The sequence below is a fragment of the Stenotrophomonas sp. YJH_SMC_82 genome, from assembly GCF_059368875.1.
In genome coordinates this window covers 390,414-406,755 of the sequence record NZ_JCAFSE010000004.1, presented here as the reverse complement: position 1 = coordinate 406,755, position 16,342 = coordinate 390,414, and the positions used below count along the sequence as shown (strand labels likewise).

At 68.3% G+C, this 16,342-nt stretch carries 17 protein-coding genes; 3 read left to right on the top strand and 14 right to left on the bottom strand.

Features of this window, described 5'->3' with window-relative positions:
- Nucleotides 1-95: 95 nt before the first annotated feature.
- The 9 genes from AC5P53_RS17125 to AC5P53_RS17085 all read right to left on the bottom strand — a co-directional run bounded on the left by AC5P53_RS17125 (nt 96) and on the right by AC5P53_RS17085 (nt 7,483).
- Nucleotides 96-587 (bottom strand): dihydrofolate reductase, encoded by a 492-nt coding sequence (locus tag AC5P53_RS17125; RefSeq protein WP_049440214.1) that lies wholly within the window; start codon nt 585-587, stop codon nt 96-98.
- A gap of 5 nt (nt 588-592) precedes the next feature.
- Entirely contained in the window at nt 593-1,387 is a 795-nt protein-coding gene (locus tag AC5P53_RS17120; RefSeq protein WP_241887631.1) for a thymidylate synthase, read from the bottom strand.
- Entirely contained in the window at nt 1,384-2,271 is an 888-nt protein-coding gene (lgt, locus tag AC5P53_RS17115; RefSeq protein WP_046428907.1) for a prolipoprotein diacylglyceryl transferase, read from the bottom strand. The genes AC5P53_RS17120 and lgt overlap by 4 nt, the downstream gene beginning before the upstream one ends.
- A gap of 95 nt (nt 2,272-2,366) precedes the next feature.
- Nucleotides 2,367-2,861 (bottom strand): TPM domain-containing protein, encoded by a 495-nt coding sequence (locus AC5P53_RS17110; protein ID WP_032955917.1) that lies wholly within the window; start codon nt 2,859-2,861, stop codon nt 2,367-2,369.
- Complete coding sequence (locus tag AC5P53_RS17105; protein ID WP_197605430.1) at nt 2,861-3,748, bottom strand: TPM domain-containing protein; 888 nt, start codon at nt 3,746-3,748, stop codon at nt 2,861-2,863. Before AC5P53_RS17105 ends, AC5P53_RS17110 begins: the two co-directional genes overlap by 1 nt.
- A gap of 3 nt (nt 3,749-3,751) precedes the next feature.
- Nucleotides 3,752-4,372 (bottom strand): LemA family protein, encoded by a 621-nt coding sequence (locus AC5P53_RS17100; protein ID WP_005415338.1) that lies wholly within the window; start codon nt 4,370-4,372, stop codon nt 3,752-3,754.
- Between the two features lie 542 nt (nt 4,373-4,914).
- The gene (locus AC5P53_RS17095; protein WP_014645977.1) at nt 4,915-6,075 is read right to left on the bottom strand and encodes an MFS transporter; all 1,161 of its coding nucleotides are present in this window, start codon (nt 6,073-6,075) and stop codon (nt 4,915-4,917) included.
- Nucleotides 6,076-6,304: 229 nt separating this feature from the next.
- Entirely contained in the window at nt 6,305-7,054 is a 750-nt protein-coding gene (locus tag AC5P53_RS17090; RefSeq protein WP_495227473.1) for a TerC family protein, read from the bottom strand.
- A 33-nt stretch (nt 7,055-7,087) separates the two neighbouring features.
- Nucleotides 7,088-7,483, bottom strand: coding sequence for a diacylglycerol kinase (locus AC5P53_RS17085; protein WP_014036025.1), 396 nt, complete (start codon nt 7,481-7,483; stop codon nt 7,088-7,090).
- A gap of 213 nt (nt 7,484-7,696) precedes the next feature.
- On the opposite strand from AC5P53_RS17085, the gene AC5P53_RS17080 reads away from it, so the two are divergent.
- Nucleotides 7,697-8,398, top strand: a complete 702-nt coding sequence (locus AC5P53_RS17080) for an SGNH/GDSL hydrolase family protein (RefSeq protein ID WP_014645976.1) — start codon at nt 7,697-7,699, stop codon at nt 8,396-8,398.
- A gap of 135 nt (nt 8,399-8,533) precedes the next feature.
- Here AC5P53_RS17080 and AC5P53_RS17075 read toward each other — a convergent pair whose 3' ends face one another.
- The 3 genes from AC5P53_RS17075 to AC5P53_RS17065 all read right to left on the bottom strand — a co-directional run bounded on the left by AC5P53_RS17075 (nt 8,534) and on the right by AC5P53_RS17065 (nt 11,401).
- Nucleotides 8,534-9,805, bottom strand: coding sequence for an ATP-binding protein (locus AC5P53_RS17075; RefSeq protein ID WP_164077288.1), 1,272 nt, complete (start codon nt 9,803-9,805; stop codon nt 8,534-8,536).
- 153 nt (nt 9,806-9,958) lie between these two features.
- On the bottom strand, nt 9,959-10,672 hold the full coding sequence (locus AC5P53_RS17070) for a response regulator transcription factor (RefSeq protein ID WP_002811889.1): 714 nt from the start codon (nt 10,670-10,672) through the stop codon (nt 9,959-9,961).
- Nucleotides 10,673-10,759: 87 nt separating this feature from the next.
- Nucleotides 10,760-11,401, bottom strand: coding sequence for an arylesterase (locus tag AC5P53_RS17065; protein ID WP_032956728.1), 642 nt, complete (start codon nt 11,399-11,401; stop codon nt 10,760-10,762).
- A 75-nt stretch (nt 11,402-11,476) separates the two neighbouring features.
- Between AC5P53_RS17065 and AC5P53_RS17060 the strand changes: the two genes are divergently transcribed.
- Both AC5P53_RS17060 and AC5P53_RS17055 read left to right on the top strand, forming a co-directional pair.
- Nucleotides 11,477-12,124, top strand: coding sequence for an ABC transporter ATP-binding protein (locus AC5P53_RS17060; RefSeq protein ID WP_075076551.1), 648 nt, complete (start codon nt 11,477-11,479; stop codon nt 12,122-12,124).
- A complete protein-coding gene (locus AC5P53_RS17055) occupies nt 12,121-14,631 on the top strand; it encodes an ABC transporter permease (protein ID WP_495227472.1) in 2,511 nt (836 codons plus the stop codon). The genes AC5P53_RS17060 and AC5P53_RS17055 overlap by 4 nt, the downstream gene beginning before the upstream one ends.
- Before the next feature lie 102 nt (nt 14,632-14,733).
- On the opposite strand, the gene AC5P53_RS17050 is transcribed toward AC5P53_RS17055, so the two are convergent.
- Nucleotides 14,734-15,669 (bottom strand): DUF6607 family protein, encoded by a 936-nt coding sequence (locus AC5P53_RS17050; protein ID WP_032956723.1) that lies wholly within the window; start codon nt 15,667-15,669, stop codon nt 14,734-14,736.
- Nucleotides 15,670-15,742: 73 nt separating this feature from the next.
- Nucleotides 15,743-16,342, bottom strand: coding sequence for a hemin transporter (locus AC5P53_RS17045; RefSeq protein ID WP_032956720.1), 600 nt, complete (start codon nt 16,340-16,342; stop codon nt 15,743-15,745).

The window sequence follows — 16,342 nt, the reverse complement described above, 5'->3', positions numbered from 1 at the left end:
TATCGCGCGCAGCGCGGGTTTTTCGGGTGACCGCCGAGAGCAGTCGACCAACAGTCGACTCTACCCCGTCGGTGTTTTCGTTGGTATTTCCGCGATCAGCGGCGCACGTAGTGCACGAAGCGGAACGCGTAGGCGTGCCGTTCGTCGGCCGGGTGCGGCTCGCTGCTCACTTCCTGCCAGTCCTGCACGTCCACTTCGGGGAAATGGGTATCGGCGGGGACTTCGGCATCGACCCAGGTCAGGTACAGGTCACTGGCCTGGTCCAGCAACTGGTGGAAGATCTCGCCGCCGCCGATGATGCACAGCTCGCTGGCGCCCTCGCCTTCGGCAATCGCCTTCGCCTCGTCCAGCGACGCCACCGCACGCATGCCCTCGAACGGCACCTGGCCGCTGCGGGTCAGCACCAGGTTGGTCCGCCCCGGCAGCACGCGGCCGATGGACTCGGCCGTCTTGCGCCCCATCAGGATCGGCTTGCCCAGGGTGAGCGCCTTGAAGTGCTTGAAGTCATCCGGCAGGTGCCAGGGCATGGCATTGCCCTGGCCGATGCCACGGTTGCGGTCCAGCGCCACGATCATCGACAGCTTCAGGGCACTCATACCGCCACCGGCGCCTTGATCGCCGGGTGCGGATCGTAGCCGTCGATGCGGATGTCGTCGAACTGGAAGCCGAACAGGTCGGTCACCTCAGGGTTCAACCACAGCTTCGGCAGCGCGCGCGGCGCGCGCGACAGCTGCTCGCGGGCCTGCTCGAAGTGGTTCGAGTACAGGTGCGCGTCACCCAGCGTGTGCACGAAGTCGCCCACGCCCAGGCCGGTGGCCTGCGCCACCATGTGGGTCAGCAGCGCGTAGCTGGCGATGTTGAACGGAACGCCAAGGAAGATGTCACCGCTGCGCTGGTACAGCTGGCAGCTGAGCTTGCCGTCCACCACGTAGAACTGGAACAGGTTATGGCATGGCATCAACGCCATCTGCGAAAGCTCGCCCACATTCCAGGCACTGACCACCAGCCGGCGCGAATCGGGGTTGCGCATGATCTCGTCCACAAGCCACTGCATCTGGTCGATCTGGCGGCCGTCGGCGGTGGCCCAGCTGCGCCACTGCTTGCCGTAGACCGGGCCGAGGTCGCCGTTCTCGTCGGCCCACTCGTCCCAGATGCGCACCTGGTTGTCCTTCAGGTAGCCGATGTTGGTGTCGCCCTTCAGGAACCACAGCAGCTCGTGGATGATCGAGCGCAGGTGCAGTTTCTTGGTGGTGACCAGCGGAAAGCCTTCGGTGAGGTCGAAGCGCATCTGCCAGCCGAACACGCTGCGGGTGCCGGTACCGGTGCGATCACTCTTCTCGGCGCCATGCTCGAGCACGTGCGCCAGCAGGTCCAGGTAGGGCTTCATGGCTTGCCCTCGGCAGCCACCGGCAACTGCGGCTGCAGCACCGGCGCGCGGCGCGACATCACCAGCAGCACCAGGCCGAAGGCGATCAGCGGCAGGCTGAGGATCTGGCCACGGGTCAGCCAGTCGAAGGCCACGTAGACGCCGTTGTCCGGCATGCGCACGAACTCCACCGCGAAGCGGAACAGGCCGTACATCAACGCGAACAGGCCACCCACCAGGTAGCGGTGGCGCGGCTTGGCCGACACCGCCCACAGCACCACGAACATCACCAGGCCTTCCAGGAACGCTTCATACAGCTGCGACGGATGGCGGGCGTACGGGTTCAATGCGCCGGTGGCGAACTGCGCCTGCAGCGTCGCGTGGTCGAGCTGGTTCAGCGGGGCCGGCAGGCCGGACGGGAACACCACGCCCCAGGTCCCGTCGGTGTACTTGCCCCACAGCTCGGCGCCGATGAAGTTGCCGATGCGCCCGAAGCCCAGGCCCAGTGGCACCAGCGGCGCCATGAAATCCATGGTGTCGAAAAAATGCAGCTTGTGCTTGCGCGACCACCACCAGCAGGCGCCCAGCACACCCAGCAGGCCACCGTGGAAGCTCATGCCGCCGTCCCACACCTTGAACAGCAGCAGCGGGTTGTGCAGGAAATCGCCCAGCGCGTAGAACAGCATGTAGCCGATGCGCCCGCCCAGCACCACGCCGAGCATGGCGTAGAACAGCAGGTCGGAGAAGCCGTTGGCATCGACGCCCGGCAGGCGCCCCGCGGCAATGCGCGTGCGGCCCAGCAGCCACGCTGCGGTGAAGCCGAGCAGGTACATGATGCCGTACCAGTGCACCTTGATCGGCCCCAGCGAAAGGGCGATGGGGTCGATGTCGTGGAAATAGATCATGGAAAACGCCTGGCGGGAGTACGGGTATTTTAGCGTCCCTGCCCCGCCCGGGGCCGGGGCCGGCACGGGCGGAGGACCACGCCGCAGATCAGGGTTCAGTCCAGGATCTGCGGCGCGTCAGGCAACGCGTCATGCTCGGACCGCGTGGCGGCCGGAAAGTGCCCTTCGATCAGGCTGGAGACCTCGTCGATGGCATCCTGCAATGCCTCGACCGGATGGGCCCCGCGCAGGCCCTCGCGCAGGTGGGTGCAGACCCGCTGCCACTGCGCCGGGCTGACCCGGCCGTGCAGGCCACGGTCGGCAACGATCTCGATCGCGTGATCGGCCAGCAGCAGGTAGATCAGTACGCCGTTGTTGTGGGCGGTATCCCAGGTTCGCAGGCGCGCAAAGGCATGCTCGGCGGCCTGGCGCGGGGTCACCCTGTGCCACAGCGCCCCCAGCGGCAGGTCCGCTTCCACCGCGAACATCACCTGCCCGCCGTGGCGCTGCTCACCGGCCGCGATGGCCTCGGTGATCGCCTGCAATGTGGCCGGCGGGAAGGCACGCCGCACCGAGGGCGAGAATACATGGCGGAACAGACGTTGGATCATCACCAGCCTCCCGAAGCGCCACCGCCACCGGAACGGCCGCCGCCACCGCCCCAGCCACCACCACCACCGAATCCACCGCCCCCGCCGAAACCGCCTCCGCCACCCCAGCTGCCACCGCCCCAACCGCCACCGCCGGCAAAGCGACCCGGGTGGCCGGACAGCATCGCCACGATCAGGCCGACCACGCCGGCCAGGCCACTGGCCAGCAGCGTGGAGGTGAACAAAAATGCTGCCAGCGCCGCACCCGCGCCGCCGAGCAGGCCGCGCAGCGGACGCGGCACGCGCGAGAACACGCCGCGCAGGATGCTGCCGGCGAACACGCCGATGAACAGCGCCAGGAACCAGGTATCGCCACCACCACCGGGCTCGCGCCCGCGATGACCGCTGACCGGTGCCGGCAGCGGTTCGCCGTCGATCAGCTTGACCAGCACCGCCGTGGCATCGGCGATGCCGCCGGCATAGTCGCCGCTGCGGAAGCGCGGGACCAGGTATTCCTGGATCACCCGGTTGGCGATGGCATCGGGAATGGCGCCTTCAAGGCCGTAGCCCGGCTCGATGCGCACGCGCCGGTCATCCTTGGCCACCACCAGCAGCACGCCGTCATCCACGCCCTTGCGGCCGATCTGCCATTGGTCGAAGACCCGCGTGGTGTATTGCGCGATGTCCTCCGGCTGGGTGGTGGGCACCACCAGCACCTGCAGCTGGCTGCCCTTGCGCTGCTGCAGCTCGATCGCCTGCTGCACCAGCGCCTGCTTCTGCGTGGCGTCCAGCGTGCCGGTGGTATCGACCACCGGCAAGTCCAGCGCAGGAATCGGCGCCAGCGGCTGTGCCTGCGCTGCCAACGGCAGCCACAGCAGCAGGGCCAGCAGCGCAGTGGCCAGGCGCATCGGTCAATGGCCCGGCTGCGGCGCCGGCTGCTGCTGCGGCGCGTTGCCGAAATCGACCGCTGGCGCGTTGGAAATCTGCGCTTCGTTGTCCACCGTGAAGTTCGGCTTGGTCTTGTAGCCGAAGATCTTGGCGGTGATCACCTGGGGGAACGAACGGATGTAGGTGTTGTAGTCCTGCACCTGCTGGATGTAGCGGCCGCGCGCAACCGTGATGCGGTTTTCGGTGCCTTCCAGCTGGGCCTGCAGGTCGCGGAAGTTCTGGTCGGACTTCAGCACCGGGTAGTTCTCGGTGACCACCAGCAGCCGCGACAGTGCGCTGCCGAGTTCACCCTGGGCCTGCTGGAACTGCTTGAGCGAGGCTTCGTCGTCGGCGTTGACGTTGATCTGGCCGACGCGCGAACGGGCGTTGGTGACTTCGGTCAGCACGCGCTCTTCCTGGCTGGCAAAACCCTTCACCGTCTGCACCAGGTTGGGCACCAGATCGGCGCGGCGCTTGTACTGGTTGAGCACTTCGGACCAGCTGGCCTTGACCGCCTCATCCTTCTGCTGGATGGCGTTGTAGCCGCAGCCGGAGAGCAGGGAGGCCAGCAGCATCAGGGGCAGGACACGGGTGAACAGGCGCATGGCGGAGGTTCCGGGTGGACTGGGCACCGAGCATGCCACGGTTCGGGTGAAAGACCGGCCATCGGGCACCGCCCCCTCCGCAGTGCTGTGTTTGCTGGATATCGGGGTTGGCCGGGAGGGTGGGTTGGCTGGGGGACGCCGTGAATACGTCCATGTAGGCTCGGTCGCGCCATCCATGGCGCTCACGCCCCCAGCCAACCCACCCTCCCGGCCACGGACAATTTCCTGCACACCGCGGGAAGATCAAAAGAAAAATCAAAAGCAAAAGCCGGTTCTTCAGGCATTCGTGTCGACCAAGGTCGACAGCTACCAGAGCGGGGCGCCGTTGCGACAGATCGCGGGAATCTGTCGAAGGCGGGGTGGGTCCGGTTGAGGGGGCTTGAGCCGCATGGATGCGGCGACCGAGCTTACATGGACGTACTTGCAGCGTCCCCCTCAACCGGACCCACCCCGCCAACCCACGGAATGCAGGCTTTTGCCGTTGACGTTGACGTTGATTCGGCGGGTGCAGGGCTGCAAGCCCTGCCGGAATCCAACACCCCTCAGCAGGCCTCAGCCACCGCAGTGCGCGGACGCCCCAGCCACGCCAGCAGCAGACCCGATGCCGCCAGCAGGCCACCGGCCACCGGAATCGCGGCATAGCCCAGGCCCGAGCTGATCACCGCACCGCCCAGCGCCGCACCCACCGCATTGCCCAGGTTGAACGCACCGACGTTGATCGACGACGCCAGGCCCGGCGCCTCGCTGGCCGCCTGCATCACCCGAATCTGCAGCGGCGGTACGAGGGCGAAGGTCGCCGCGCCGAACAGCAGCACACCGAGGGCGGCGGTGGCGTGGCTCATGAAGGCCAGCGGCAGCACGAACATCAGCACCGCCAGGACGGCCAGCAGGATCCGTGTGGCGCCATCCAGCGACCAGTCGGCCATGCGCCCACCGATGCCGTTGCCGAGGGTGAAGCCGATGCCGATCAGCGCCAGCGAGATCGCGATGAAGGTATTGGAGGCGCCGGTCAATTCGGTCAGCACCGGTGCGACGTAGGTATAGAGGGTGAACATGGCACCGGCGCCGAGCACGGTGGTGGCCATCGCCAGCAGCACCGGCGGCTGCAGGATCGCCTTCAGCTCGCGGCGCACGTCCGGGCGCGGCCCCGGTGCAGATGCCGGCAGCGCGAAGCCCAGCGCGGTGATTGCGATCAGGCCCAGCGCCGCAGTACCGGCAAAGGACAGGCGCCAGCCCAGCTGCTGGCCGACCCAGGTCGCCAGCGGCACGCCGCCGATGTTGGCGATGGTCAGGCCCATGAACATGGTGGCCACGGCGGCAGCCTGCTTTTCCTTCGGCACCAGGCTGGCGGCGACCACCGCACCGATGCCGAAGAAGGCGCCGTGGTTGAGGCTGGTGACCAGGCGCGACAGCAGCAGCAGCCCGTAGTTCGGCGCCAGCGCGGACAGCAGGTTGCCGACCACGAAGATGGACATCAGCAGCATCAGCGCGGTGCGCTTGCCGAAACGGCCCATCAGCAGGGTCATCACCGGCGCGCCCAGCATCACGCCCACGGCGTAGGCGGTGATCAGCATGCCGGCGGTGGGGATGCCAACGCCCACGCCGTCGGCGATGACCGGCAACAGGCCCATCGGGGCAAATTCGGTGGTTCCAATGGCGAAGGCGCCAACGGCAAGCGCCAGCAAGGCGGCTCTGGAATTCATGGGGGGTTTCCTGGGGGGCGGGAATCGGGAGTGCGTAGCCTGCGCGCTTTGCTGCGCCGGATTAAGCCTCGGCCCGGGAAAACACTGTTGATCCTGATTCACAAGTGGAGGCCGGAACGCCGTCGCAAGTGCAAAAACCGCAGCGCCGTTCGTTGTAGAGCCGCGCCCCACAACGCAGAACCCCCGGCCAGGCCGGGGGTTCTGGGTGACACACGTGCCAATGGCGCGCTTACCAGTTGCCGGCGCCCGGCACGTTGTGTTCGCGGGCGCGGCGGCGCATCAGCAGGTTCAGCCACTCCACCAGCACCGAGAAGCCCATCGCGGCGTAGATGTAGGGCTTGGGCACGTGCACGTCCAGGCCGTCCAGGATCAGCACCGCACCGATCATCAGGATGAAGGCCAGGGCCAGCATCTTCACGGTCGGGTTGGCGTCGATGAAGCGGCCCAGCGGGTTGGCGGCCAGCAGCATCACCAGCACCGACAGCAGGATGGCCGCCACCATCACCGGGATGTGGTCGGCGATGCCGACGGCGGTGATCACCGAGTCAAGCGAGAACACGATGTCGATCACCGCGATCTGGGCGATCACGTAGCCGAACACGGCCGAGGCCTTGGTGGTGCTGGGGTCTTCGTCCTCGCCACCGCTGATCAGTTCCTTGATCTCCATGCAGCCCTTGATGATCAGGAACAGGCCACCAACGATCAGTACCAGGTCGCGGATGGAAATGCCCATGCCGGCCACGGTGAACAGGTTGGCCGCCATGTGCGCCAGGTAGGCCAGCGAGACCAGCAGGCCGATGCGGGTGATGCAGGCCACCGCGATGCCCAGCTTGCGTGCGAACGGACGACGCTCTTCCGGCAGCTTGCTGACCGCGATGGAAATGAACACCAGGTTGTCGATGCCGAGCACGAATTCCAGCGCGCTGAGCGTGAACAGGGTCACCCAGGCATTGGGGTCGGCGAGGAACTCAAAGGACATGGAAACTCTTCAAGGCAGTGGGGGAATGGGGTTTCAGCCGTAGCTGCCGGCCAGCGCGTGCGGAACCACGACCAGCGCCCAGCACAGCAGCACGTTCATCATCAGCACGAACACCGCTGCCGAGCCCATGTCCTTGGCGCGGCCAGCCAGCTCGTGGATCTCGCTGCCGTAGCGTTCGATCACCGCTTCGATGGCCGAGTTGGCAAGCTCCATCGCCAGCACCAGCAGCATCGAGCCGATCAGCAGCGCGCGTTCGACCGGGGTCTGGCCCAGCCAGATCGCGACCGGAGTCAGCATCACCAGCAGATATACCTCCAGCCGGAACGAGGACTCGTGCAGCCAGGCGGCGCGCAGGCCCTGCCAAGACCAGCGGGCGGCCTGGAAGATGCGGCGCGGGCCGCGGGGCATGTGGCCGAACTGATCAGCCACGGGTGGAACATCCAGCAACAGGGGCGCGGCGCAGCGACCGCTCAGACGCACGGCAGGAAATCATGGGTGCACAGGAATAGGCAGATGGCCGCCATTTTGCCACAAGGCCGCCAACCGCACCCCGCACCGGCCCGCTGAACGGCCTGCCAGGGGCAAGCACCGGGCTGGGCCGTGCTTCTATGATGGAGCTCCCCTTGCCTGCTGGAGCGCCTGATGTCCCGTCGCCGTACCTGCCTGCTGATGCTGGGCCTGCTGACTGCCGCACCGCTTGCCCAGGCCCTGAGCCCGGCCAGGCCGCCGCAGGTGCCCGAACAGGTCTCCAATGTGGCCTGGGCCGGCGACATGGCCCGCTTCGCCAGCGCCGACCAGGCCAACCCGCCGCCGCGTGGTGGCATCGAGTTCATCGGCAGCTCCTCGATCCGCTTCTGGGAGAGCCTGGCCACCGACTTCCCCGGCCAGCCGGTGTTCAACCGCGGCTTCGGCGGTTCGGAAGTGCGCGACAGCACCTGGTATGCCGGCCAGATCGTGGTGCCGTATGCGCCGTGCAAGGTGTTCTTCTACGCCGGTGACAACGACCTCAACAGCGGCCGCAGCGCCATGCAGGTGCGAGATGACGTGGTCGCCTTCGTGCAGCGCGTGCACCGCGACCTGCCGAAGACCAGGGTCGAGTACCTGTCGATCAAGCCGAGCCCGTCGCGTGCGCACCTGCTGCCGGCGATCAACGAAGCCAACGCGCTGATCAAGGCTGCGCTGGCCAGGCTGCCCAACACCGGCTTCACCGACATCTACACGCCGATGCTCGGCGCCGATGGACAGCCGGACGCGACGCTGTTCCGCGAGGACATGCTGCACATGACCCCGGCCGGCTATGCGATCTGGACCAAGGCGCTGGCGCCGAAGGTCAACTGCAACTGAGGCACTGTGGACGTCGGGCATGGCCCGGCGCTACCGCACCCCATCCACGCATGGCCTGGATCTACCGACATTTCAGCGGAATGGGGTCAGAGCCGGTTGCGCCGCAACGGGATCCGACCCCGGCAGGTCGCCGCGTTACCGGAAGACCACCGTGGCTTCGGTGCCCTTGCCCGGCTGGCTGGCCAGGCTGACCTTCCAGCCGAAGCGGTCGCACAGCCGGCGCACGATCGACAGGCCCAGGCCGGTGCCCTGCGGGCGGCTCGGCTCGGCGCGGTAGAAGGGTTCAAACGCGCGCGACAGCGCCTCGGCGGACATGCCGATGCCGGTGTCGCGCACCACCACCCGGTCATTGAGCACGTGCACGTCGATACGCCCTTCGTCGGTGTAGCTGCAGGCGTTGCGCACCAGGTTGCTGACCACCACCTGCAGCACCCGCGGCGGGGCGTGCAGGTGCACCGGGCCTTCGCTGTGCAGGTGCACTGACACCAGACGCGTACCCAGCAGTTCGTTGGCGTTGTCCACCTCGTAGCGGACGATGTCGTTGACGTCGAACAGCTCGATCTGGGGTTCGACGTCGGCCTCGCGGGCCAGGATCAGGAACGCGTCGATCACCGCTTCCATGTCACGGCCGGCGCGCTGGATGCGCTGCAGGCTGCGGCGCAGGCGCGGCTGCAGGGTTTCATCGCCCAGGGCCATGTCGCTGGCCACGCGGATGACGGTCAACGGCGTGCGCAGCTCGTGGCTCGCATCGCGGGTGAAATTGCGCTCGCGCGCCACGTGCGCGCTGACCCGGTTGGCCAGCGAATGCAGCGCGGCCGCCAGCTGCCGGGTCTCGCCCTGCATGTCCGCGGGCAGCTTGTTCGGTTCCAGGTCGGCCGCTTCCGGGTGACCCGGGTCCCAGCGCGAGACGCGCCGTGCCAGCCAGTTCACCGGCGACACCAGGCGCTTGGAGGCCCGGTAGGTGACCCAGCTGGCGCCATACACCGCCAACAGGGTCAGCAGCACCGGCACGATGCCGAACCAGAACGCCAGCATCTCCGCACGCGAACGCAGGAACACCAGGTACAGGCGGCCGGCCGGACGCACATCGACCAGTACCAGCTGGTCATCCTTGGGCAGCTCGTGGAAACCGGGTTCCAGGTTGCGCAGGTTGGCCGGCAACGACAGCGCCGACTGCCCGCTTTCCAGCAGGTAGCCGCGGATGTTCTGGGTGTTGGGCGGTGGCTGCACCGGCGAGGCCTCGTGCAGCGTCCAGTAATAGGCCGCTTCCTCGCGCAGGGCGGCGCCGACCAGGCTGTGCTTGATCACCAGCGAAACCAGCCAGGCACCGAGCAGGATGCCCAGGCTGGCCAGGACTGCCTGCAGGATGAAGGCGATACGGATCTTGCGCGGCAGGCCGTGCGGCATTGCGGGGTCCCGGTCAGAGCGCTGCGATTATAGGCAGCGCGCTGCGCCGTAGTCGTGCACGGAGGATGACCGGCGGCAGTGCCGGCCGGTCATCCGTGCCCGGTGCGGGGTCGTTGCCCGGCCGGGCCTGATGCTGCACCGGCCTGGCCCCGATCAGGCCATCGGCTGGGCGATATCGGCAATGCGGTAACCGGCGCTCTGCACGGTGTGCAGCAGCGGACGGTCGAACGGCTTGTCGATGATCTTGCGCAGGTTGTACAGATGGCTGCGCAGGGTGTCCGAATCCGGCAGGCCATTGCCCCAGATCTCGCGTTCGATCTCCTGGCGGGTGACCACGCGCGGCGATTCGCGCATCAGGATGGTCAGCAGGCGCAGGCCGATCGGCGACAGCTGCAGTTCGGTACCGGCACGGGTGGCCCGCATGCTGACCGGATCGAGCACCAGGTCGGCGACCTTCAGCACTTCCGAACCCACCTGGCGGCGTTCGCGGCGGATCAGCGCGCGCAGGCGGGCTTCCAGCTCCTGGATCGCGAACGGCTTGGTCAGGTAGTCATCGGCGCCGAAACCGAGGCCGGTGAGCTTGTCGTCCAGCGTGTCGCGTGCCGTGAGCATCAGCACCGGGGTGGACTTGCGCGCATCGTTGCGCAGGCGACGGCATACTTCGATGCCATCCAGGCGCGGCAACATGAGGTCGAGCACCACGACGTCATAGCTGTTCTCCGCCGCAAGGCGGTAGCCATCCAGGCCGTCCTGTGCATAGTCGACTTCGAAGCCGCGACCTTCCAGGTATTCCCCGATCATCTCGGAGATGTTGCGGTTGTCTTCGACCACCAGCACCAAGCCGGAGGTCTCCTTCGTCTGACGCATGTGATTCCCTCTAACTTCAGCTTTGTGAAACATGCCGGATCGACGGTGGACGCGATGTGAAGTTCCGTCAAGAGGGTTGTAAATCGTTCAGAGCAGGGGCCGCAGGAGTGGCCAGACGTTGTCCAGCACCCTCGATTGCGCCTGCGCCGTGGGGTGCAGGCCATCGGCCTGCATCATGCCCGGCTGCAGGGCCACGCCCTCCAGCAGGAACGGCAGCAGCGGCACCTTGTACTGCGTGGCCAGCGCCTTGTAGGCCGCCGCCAGGCGCTGGCGGTAAGCGGGCCCATAGTTGGGCGGCACGTCGATGCCCAGCAGCAGCACCCTGGCGCCGGCCTTCTGGCTGGCCTGTACCATCTTTTCCAGGTTGCCCTGCACCTGTGCCGGGGTCAGCCCGCGCAGCGCGTCGTTGCCGCCCAGCGCGATCACCACCACCGTCGGCTTTTCCTTCGCCAACAGGCCCGGCAGGCGGGTCAGCGCGCCGGCCGTGGTTTCCCCGCTCATGCTGGCATTGACGATGCGCGCCGGTGTTTTCGACTGTTGCCTGACCCGCTGCTGCAACAGGCTGACCCAGCCGGCGTCGGCAGGGATATTGTGGGCAGCACTGAGGCTGTCGCCGAGCACCAGCACCGTACCTGCCGGGTCTTTGGCTCCGGCCAGCCCGGGCAGCAGCAATCCCAGCAGCAGCACCATCATCGCGCCGGCTCGCCGGCTCCATCCCGTCTTGCGCATTGGAGTCTCCTCATCGACAGCCTGTCCCCCCGCAGCACGCCCGTCGCCATCGCCGTCGACCAGGTCGGCAAGTCCGTGCAGGGCCCGGAGGGTGAAGTCCACATACTGGACAACATCACCCTGACCGTCCATGAAGGCACCAGTGTGGCCATCGTCGGCGCTTCGGGGTCCGGCAAGACCACCCTGCTCGGCCTGCTGGCCGGACTGGACCTGCCCAGCCGCGGCCACGTCGCGCTGGCGGGCCAGAACCTGGGCGACCTGGATGAAGAAGCACGGGCCCAGCTGCGCGCGCGTGCGGTCGGCTTCGTGTTCCAGAGCTTCCACCTGCTGCCGGCGCTGACTGCCGCCGAGAATGTCGCGCTGCCGTTGGAACTGGCCGGACGCGAGGACCGGGCGCGGGTGGACGAGGTGCTGGCGCAGGTCGGCCTGGCCCATCGCGCCCGCCACTACCCGCGCCAGCTGTCCGGCGGCGAGCAGCAGCGCGTGGCGCTGGCACGTGCCTTCGTCACCCGCCCGCGCATCCTGTTCGCCGACGAACCGACCGGCTCGCTGGACCATGCCACCGGCCAGCACATCAGCGACCTGCTGTTCGAACTCAACGCCGGCAGCGGCACCACCCTGGTCCTGGTCACCCACGACCTGCGCCTGGCCCAGCGTTGCCAGTACATCCACCGCATCGATGACGGCCGCCTGCTGCCGGTCGAGCGTGGGGCACAGGCATGAACGTGCTGCGCCACGCGTGGCGCGCGCTGCGCCGCGAGGCGCTGGCCGGCGACCTGCTGACCGTGTTCGCCGCGCTGGTGCTGGGCGTGGCGGTGATGACTGCGGTGGGCACGCTGGTGAACCGGGTCAACCTGGCGCTGACCGGCAGCGCGGCGGAAATGCTCGGCGGCGACCTCGGCATCGCCGGGCGCGATGATCCGCCGCAGGCATTCGCCGACGAGGCGCAACAGCGCGGCCTGGCGCATACCCGCATCGCCAGCTTCGGCAGCGTGCTGTTCAACGGCGATGCCAGCCAGATGGCCAGCATCAAGGCGGTACAGGCGGGTTATCCGCTGCGCGGCACGCTGCGGGTCCGGGCCACGCCCGGCGGTGCGTTGATCGCCGATGCCGGCATGCCGCCCAAGGGCCAGGCCTATGCCGACCCACGCCTGCTGCAGGGGTTGGGGCTGAAGGCCGGCGATGACCTCGAGTTCGGCGCCGGCACGCTGCGCATCGCCGGCATCATCGAGGCCGAGCCGGACAGCGGTGGCGACCTGCTGACTCTCTCGCCCACCCTGCTGGTCAACCGCGCTGATGTGGAGGGCACCGGCCTGCTCGGCCCGGGCAGCCGTATCAACTACCGGCTGATGTTCGCCGGCGCAGCGGAGCCGATCGCGGCGCTGCGCCAGTGGCTGCTGCCGCAGGTGAAAGGCCTGCGCCTGCTGAGCGTGGACGACACCCAGCGTGGCGTGCGCCAGGCATTCGATCTGGCCGGGCGCTTCCTCGGCCTGAGCGCGCTGCTGGCGGTACTGCTGGCCGGTGTGGCCACCGCGCTGGCGGCCAACCGCTTCGCCCTGCGTCGCATCGACCAGGTGGCGATCCTGCGCTGCCTGGGCGCACGCCAGCGCGACATCCTGCTGGGCCTGGCGCTGCAGCTGCTGATGCTGGCGGTGCCAGCCTGTGCGCTCGGCATCGGCCTGGGCATGGCCGCGCAGGAAGGCCTGGTGCAGGTGCTGGGCAGCCTGGTGCCGCAGCGCCTGCCGCTGCCGGAAGCGATGCCGGCGCTGACCGGTGCCGGCATCGGCCTGCTGCTGCTGTTCGGCTTCGGCCTGCCACCGCTGCTGCGCCTGCGCGGGGTGCCGCCGATGCGGGTGCTCAACCGTTCCTTCGCCGCCCTGCCGCCGGCGTCGCTGCTGGCCTATGTGGCGGCGCTGGCGGCCAGCCTGCTGCTGGCGGTGCAGGTCACCGGCGATCTGAAACTGGCGCTGTGGGTGCTGGGCGGCCTGGCCGCGCTGGCGCTGGCGGCCGGTGCGGTCGGCTTCGTGCTTCTGCAGCTGCTGCGCGGCCTGCAGCACCGCCTGCATGGCAACTGGCGGTTGGGCCTGGCCGCGCTGACCCGGCGCCGGCTGCTGGCGGTGATGCAGCTGGTGGGGCTGTCGCTGTCGCTGTGCGCGTTGTTGCTGCTGGCGGTGACCGGACCCGGCCTGCTGCAGCAGTGGCGCGAGCGCCTGCCTGCGGATACGCCGAACTACTTCCTGATCAACATCCAGCCCGAACAACGCGACGGTGTGCTGGCCGCATTGCGTGGACTGGGCGCCGGCGACGCCAGTATCGAGCCGATGGCGACCGGCCGCCTGATCGCGATCAACGGCAAGCCGCCGCTGCGCGTGGACCAGGCCGCCGCCGAGGGGAACGGCGCGAACAACGGCCCGCGCGAGGACGACGACGAGAACCGGCCGCTGAACTTCAGCTGGCGCAGCAGCTTCCCACCCGCCAATGCGCTGCTGGAGGGCCGCTTCTGGCAGGCCGGCAGCACCGCGGCGGAAGCCTCGGTGGAAACCGGCTGGGCGCGGCGCTACGGCGCGCACCTGGGTGATCGCATTACGATTTCCGTAGGCGAGCAGCAGCGCGAGTTCACCGTCACCAGCATCCGCAAGGCGGACTGGAACACATTCCGCCCGAATTTCTTCGTGCTGTTGAACCCCAATGCGGTGAGCGATACCCCGCACAACCTGCTGTCGGCCTTCCATCTGCCGTCCAGCAACGCGGCCGGGCTGGGCGAGCTGGTGCGCGCGCAGCCGAACCTGTCGCTGCTGGACGTGGACGCGGTGATCTCGCAGGTGCGCGATGTGATGGAGCGCGTGGCGCAGGCAGTGCAGCTGGTGATGGTGTTCAGCCTGCTGGCCGGCGTGCTGGTGCTGCTGGCGGCGCTGCAGGCCACCGCCGGCGAGCGCCGCTACGACAGCGCGGTGCTGCGCACGCTGGGCGCGACCCGGCGCCAGCTGCGCGGCGCGGTGCTGGTGGAGTTCGGCGCGCTGGGCACGCTGGCGGCGTTGCTGGCGGTGGGCGCGGCCGCAGCGATCGGCGTGGCGGTGTCGCAGAAGGTGTTCGAGCTGCCCTTGCTGCCGCCGTGGCCGGGCCTGCTGATCGGCGGCGTGGTCGGCATCGGCTTGAGCCTGCTGGCGGGCTGGTGGGGTACGCGGGCGATCCTGCATACGCCGCCGGCATTGGCGCTGCGCGAGGCCTGAATCGGTTGCGCCTCCGGATGGCGTGCCGAGCAAGCCCGGCCCCCACCGGCAGCCGGTGAATGCGGTGCCGGGTACCCCCGGCACCTCTCTCCATCGCGGCGATCAGCCTTCCTTCGGCGCCTTTTCCACGTACTTGGCGAACACCTCGTCGATCTGCTTGTCCTTCACCTTTTTGCCGGACTGGATCGCTTCGGCCTGGGTGAACAGCGGAATGATCATCGCCATGCCATCGATCTTGGTCTTCAGGTGCACGCCCGGGGCCTGGCCGAGGAAGCCGTCCCAACGCTGGCGCACCTTGGCCCAGTAGCCGGCAGTGGCCTTCCAGTAGTCACGCGCCGGGGTGAAGTCGACCTCGGTGGTCTTCACGTAGTCGTTGAAGCCGAACTCGCGTGCGATCTCCACCTGGCTGCCGTCGGCGTTGCGCTGCACCTTGGTGTTGAACTGCTCGTGGGTCCAGCCATTGGGCGTGAGCGTGTGGCGGTTGACGACGGCCAGCGCGTTGTAGTCGCTGCGCTTGGTGTACTCACGGCGCGGCAACGGGCGCCAGCTGAGGTCGCTGGTCCAGCTCGGCACGTTGTTGGTGTAGGTCCATTTGCCGGTGCCGCAGTAGCGCGGTGCGTCGCTCACTTCGTACACGCACTGGGTCCAGGCGCCCTGGTTCACCGCCGCGGGAATGCGGCGTACCTGCCAGGTCTGGTCGGCGCTGAACTCGAAACGGTTCGGTGCTTCGTAGACCCAGTCCTGGCGCCAGTGCTTGGTGATGTGGCCGCTCTTCTCGTCCAGCAGCAGGTGCTGCAGCACGATGCGCTTCGGCGTGTCCTCGACCACGATCACCAGTTCGTTGCCGCCGCTGCGCATCGCCGGGGCGCGCTCGTAGCCGGGCTTCAGCAGCACGGTCTCGTCGAATGCGAAATCGACGGTGTACTCGCCCTGCATGGCAAGGATGCTGTCGTGGTCGCGGGCGATGCCGGAGGGCTGCGCGCTGGCCACGCCGCTGGTGGCGAGCAGCAGCAGGACGCTGGCTGTCTGGAGCTTCATCGGGGTCTTCCTTCGGGGTTGCAGATGCAGTGAGAGGCCGTCCGTGGCCGACAGGCGTTCCATCGGGAAAGGGTTACAGCCGGATCAGCGGCAGGTCGCCGGGAACCCGCGGCGCCGAGCGACGTGCAGCATCGGCGCAGCAGCAATCGTCGATCGCCAGCTCGCCTTCGGCACCTTCCAGCCGCGCGATGCGACGCGCGGTGGCTGCGCCCAGCGAGGACAACGTCGACAGGCTTGCAGCCAGGGTGCGGCCGTCGTCGGCGGCATGCAGGCGCAGCGCACACAGTCGCCAGCGCTGGCCACCGAGATGGCCGGCCAGGCGCCGCCACAGGCGTTCGCCGACACTGCCCTCGCTGTCATGCTCCGGGCCCGGCGGCAGCGCCGCGACCAGCCGGTCCCAGGCCAGGAAATCGCTGTCGGGCAACAGGTACAGCCGCCACACGCAGCGGCCGCGGGCATCGAGGAAGCACAGGCTTTCGCGCACGCCCTCGCTGTCCACGCCCTGGCAGGCATGCACGCGTACTGCCTGGCGCCAGCCACCGAGCTCGTTGCCGTCGGCGCGGTACAGGCACAACACGGTGCCGAGCGTGGCCAGCTGTGCCGGCGTCGGCCAGGCCGCGCTGCCCTGCGCGGCGATGGCGTCGTTCCTGCGTGCGGACAAGGCTCGGCTCAT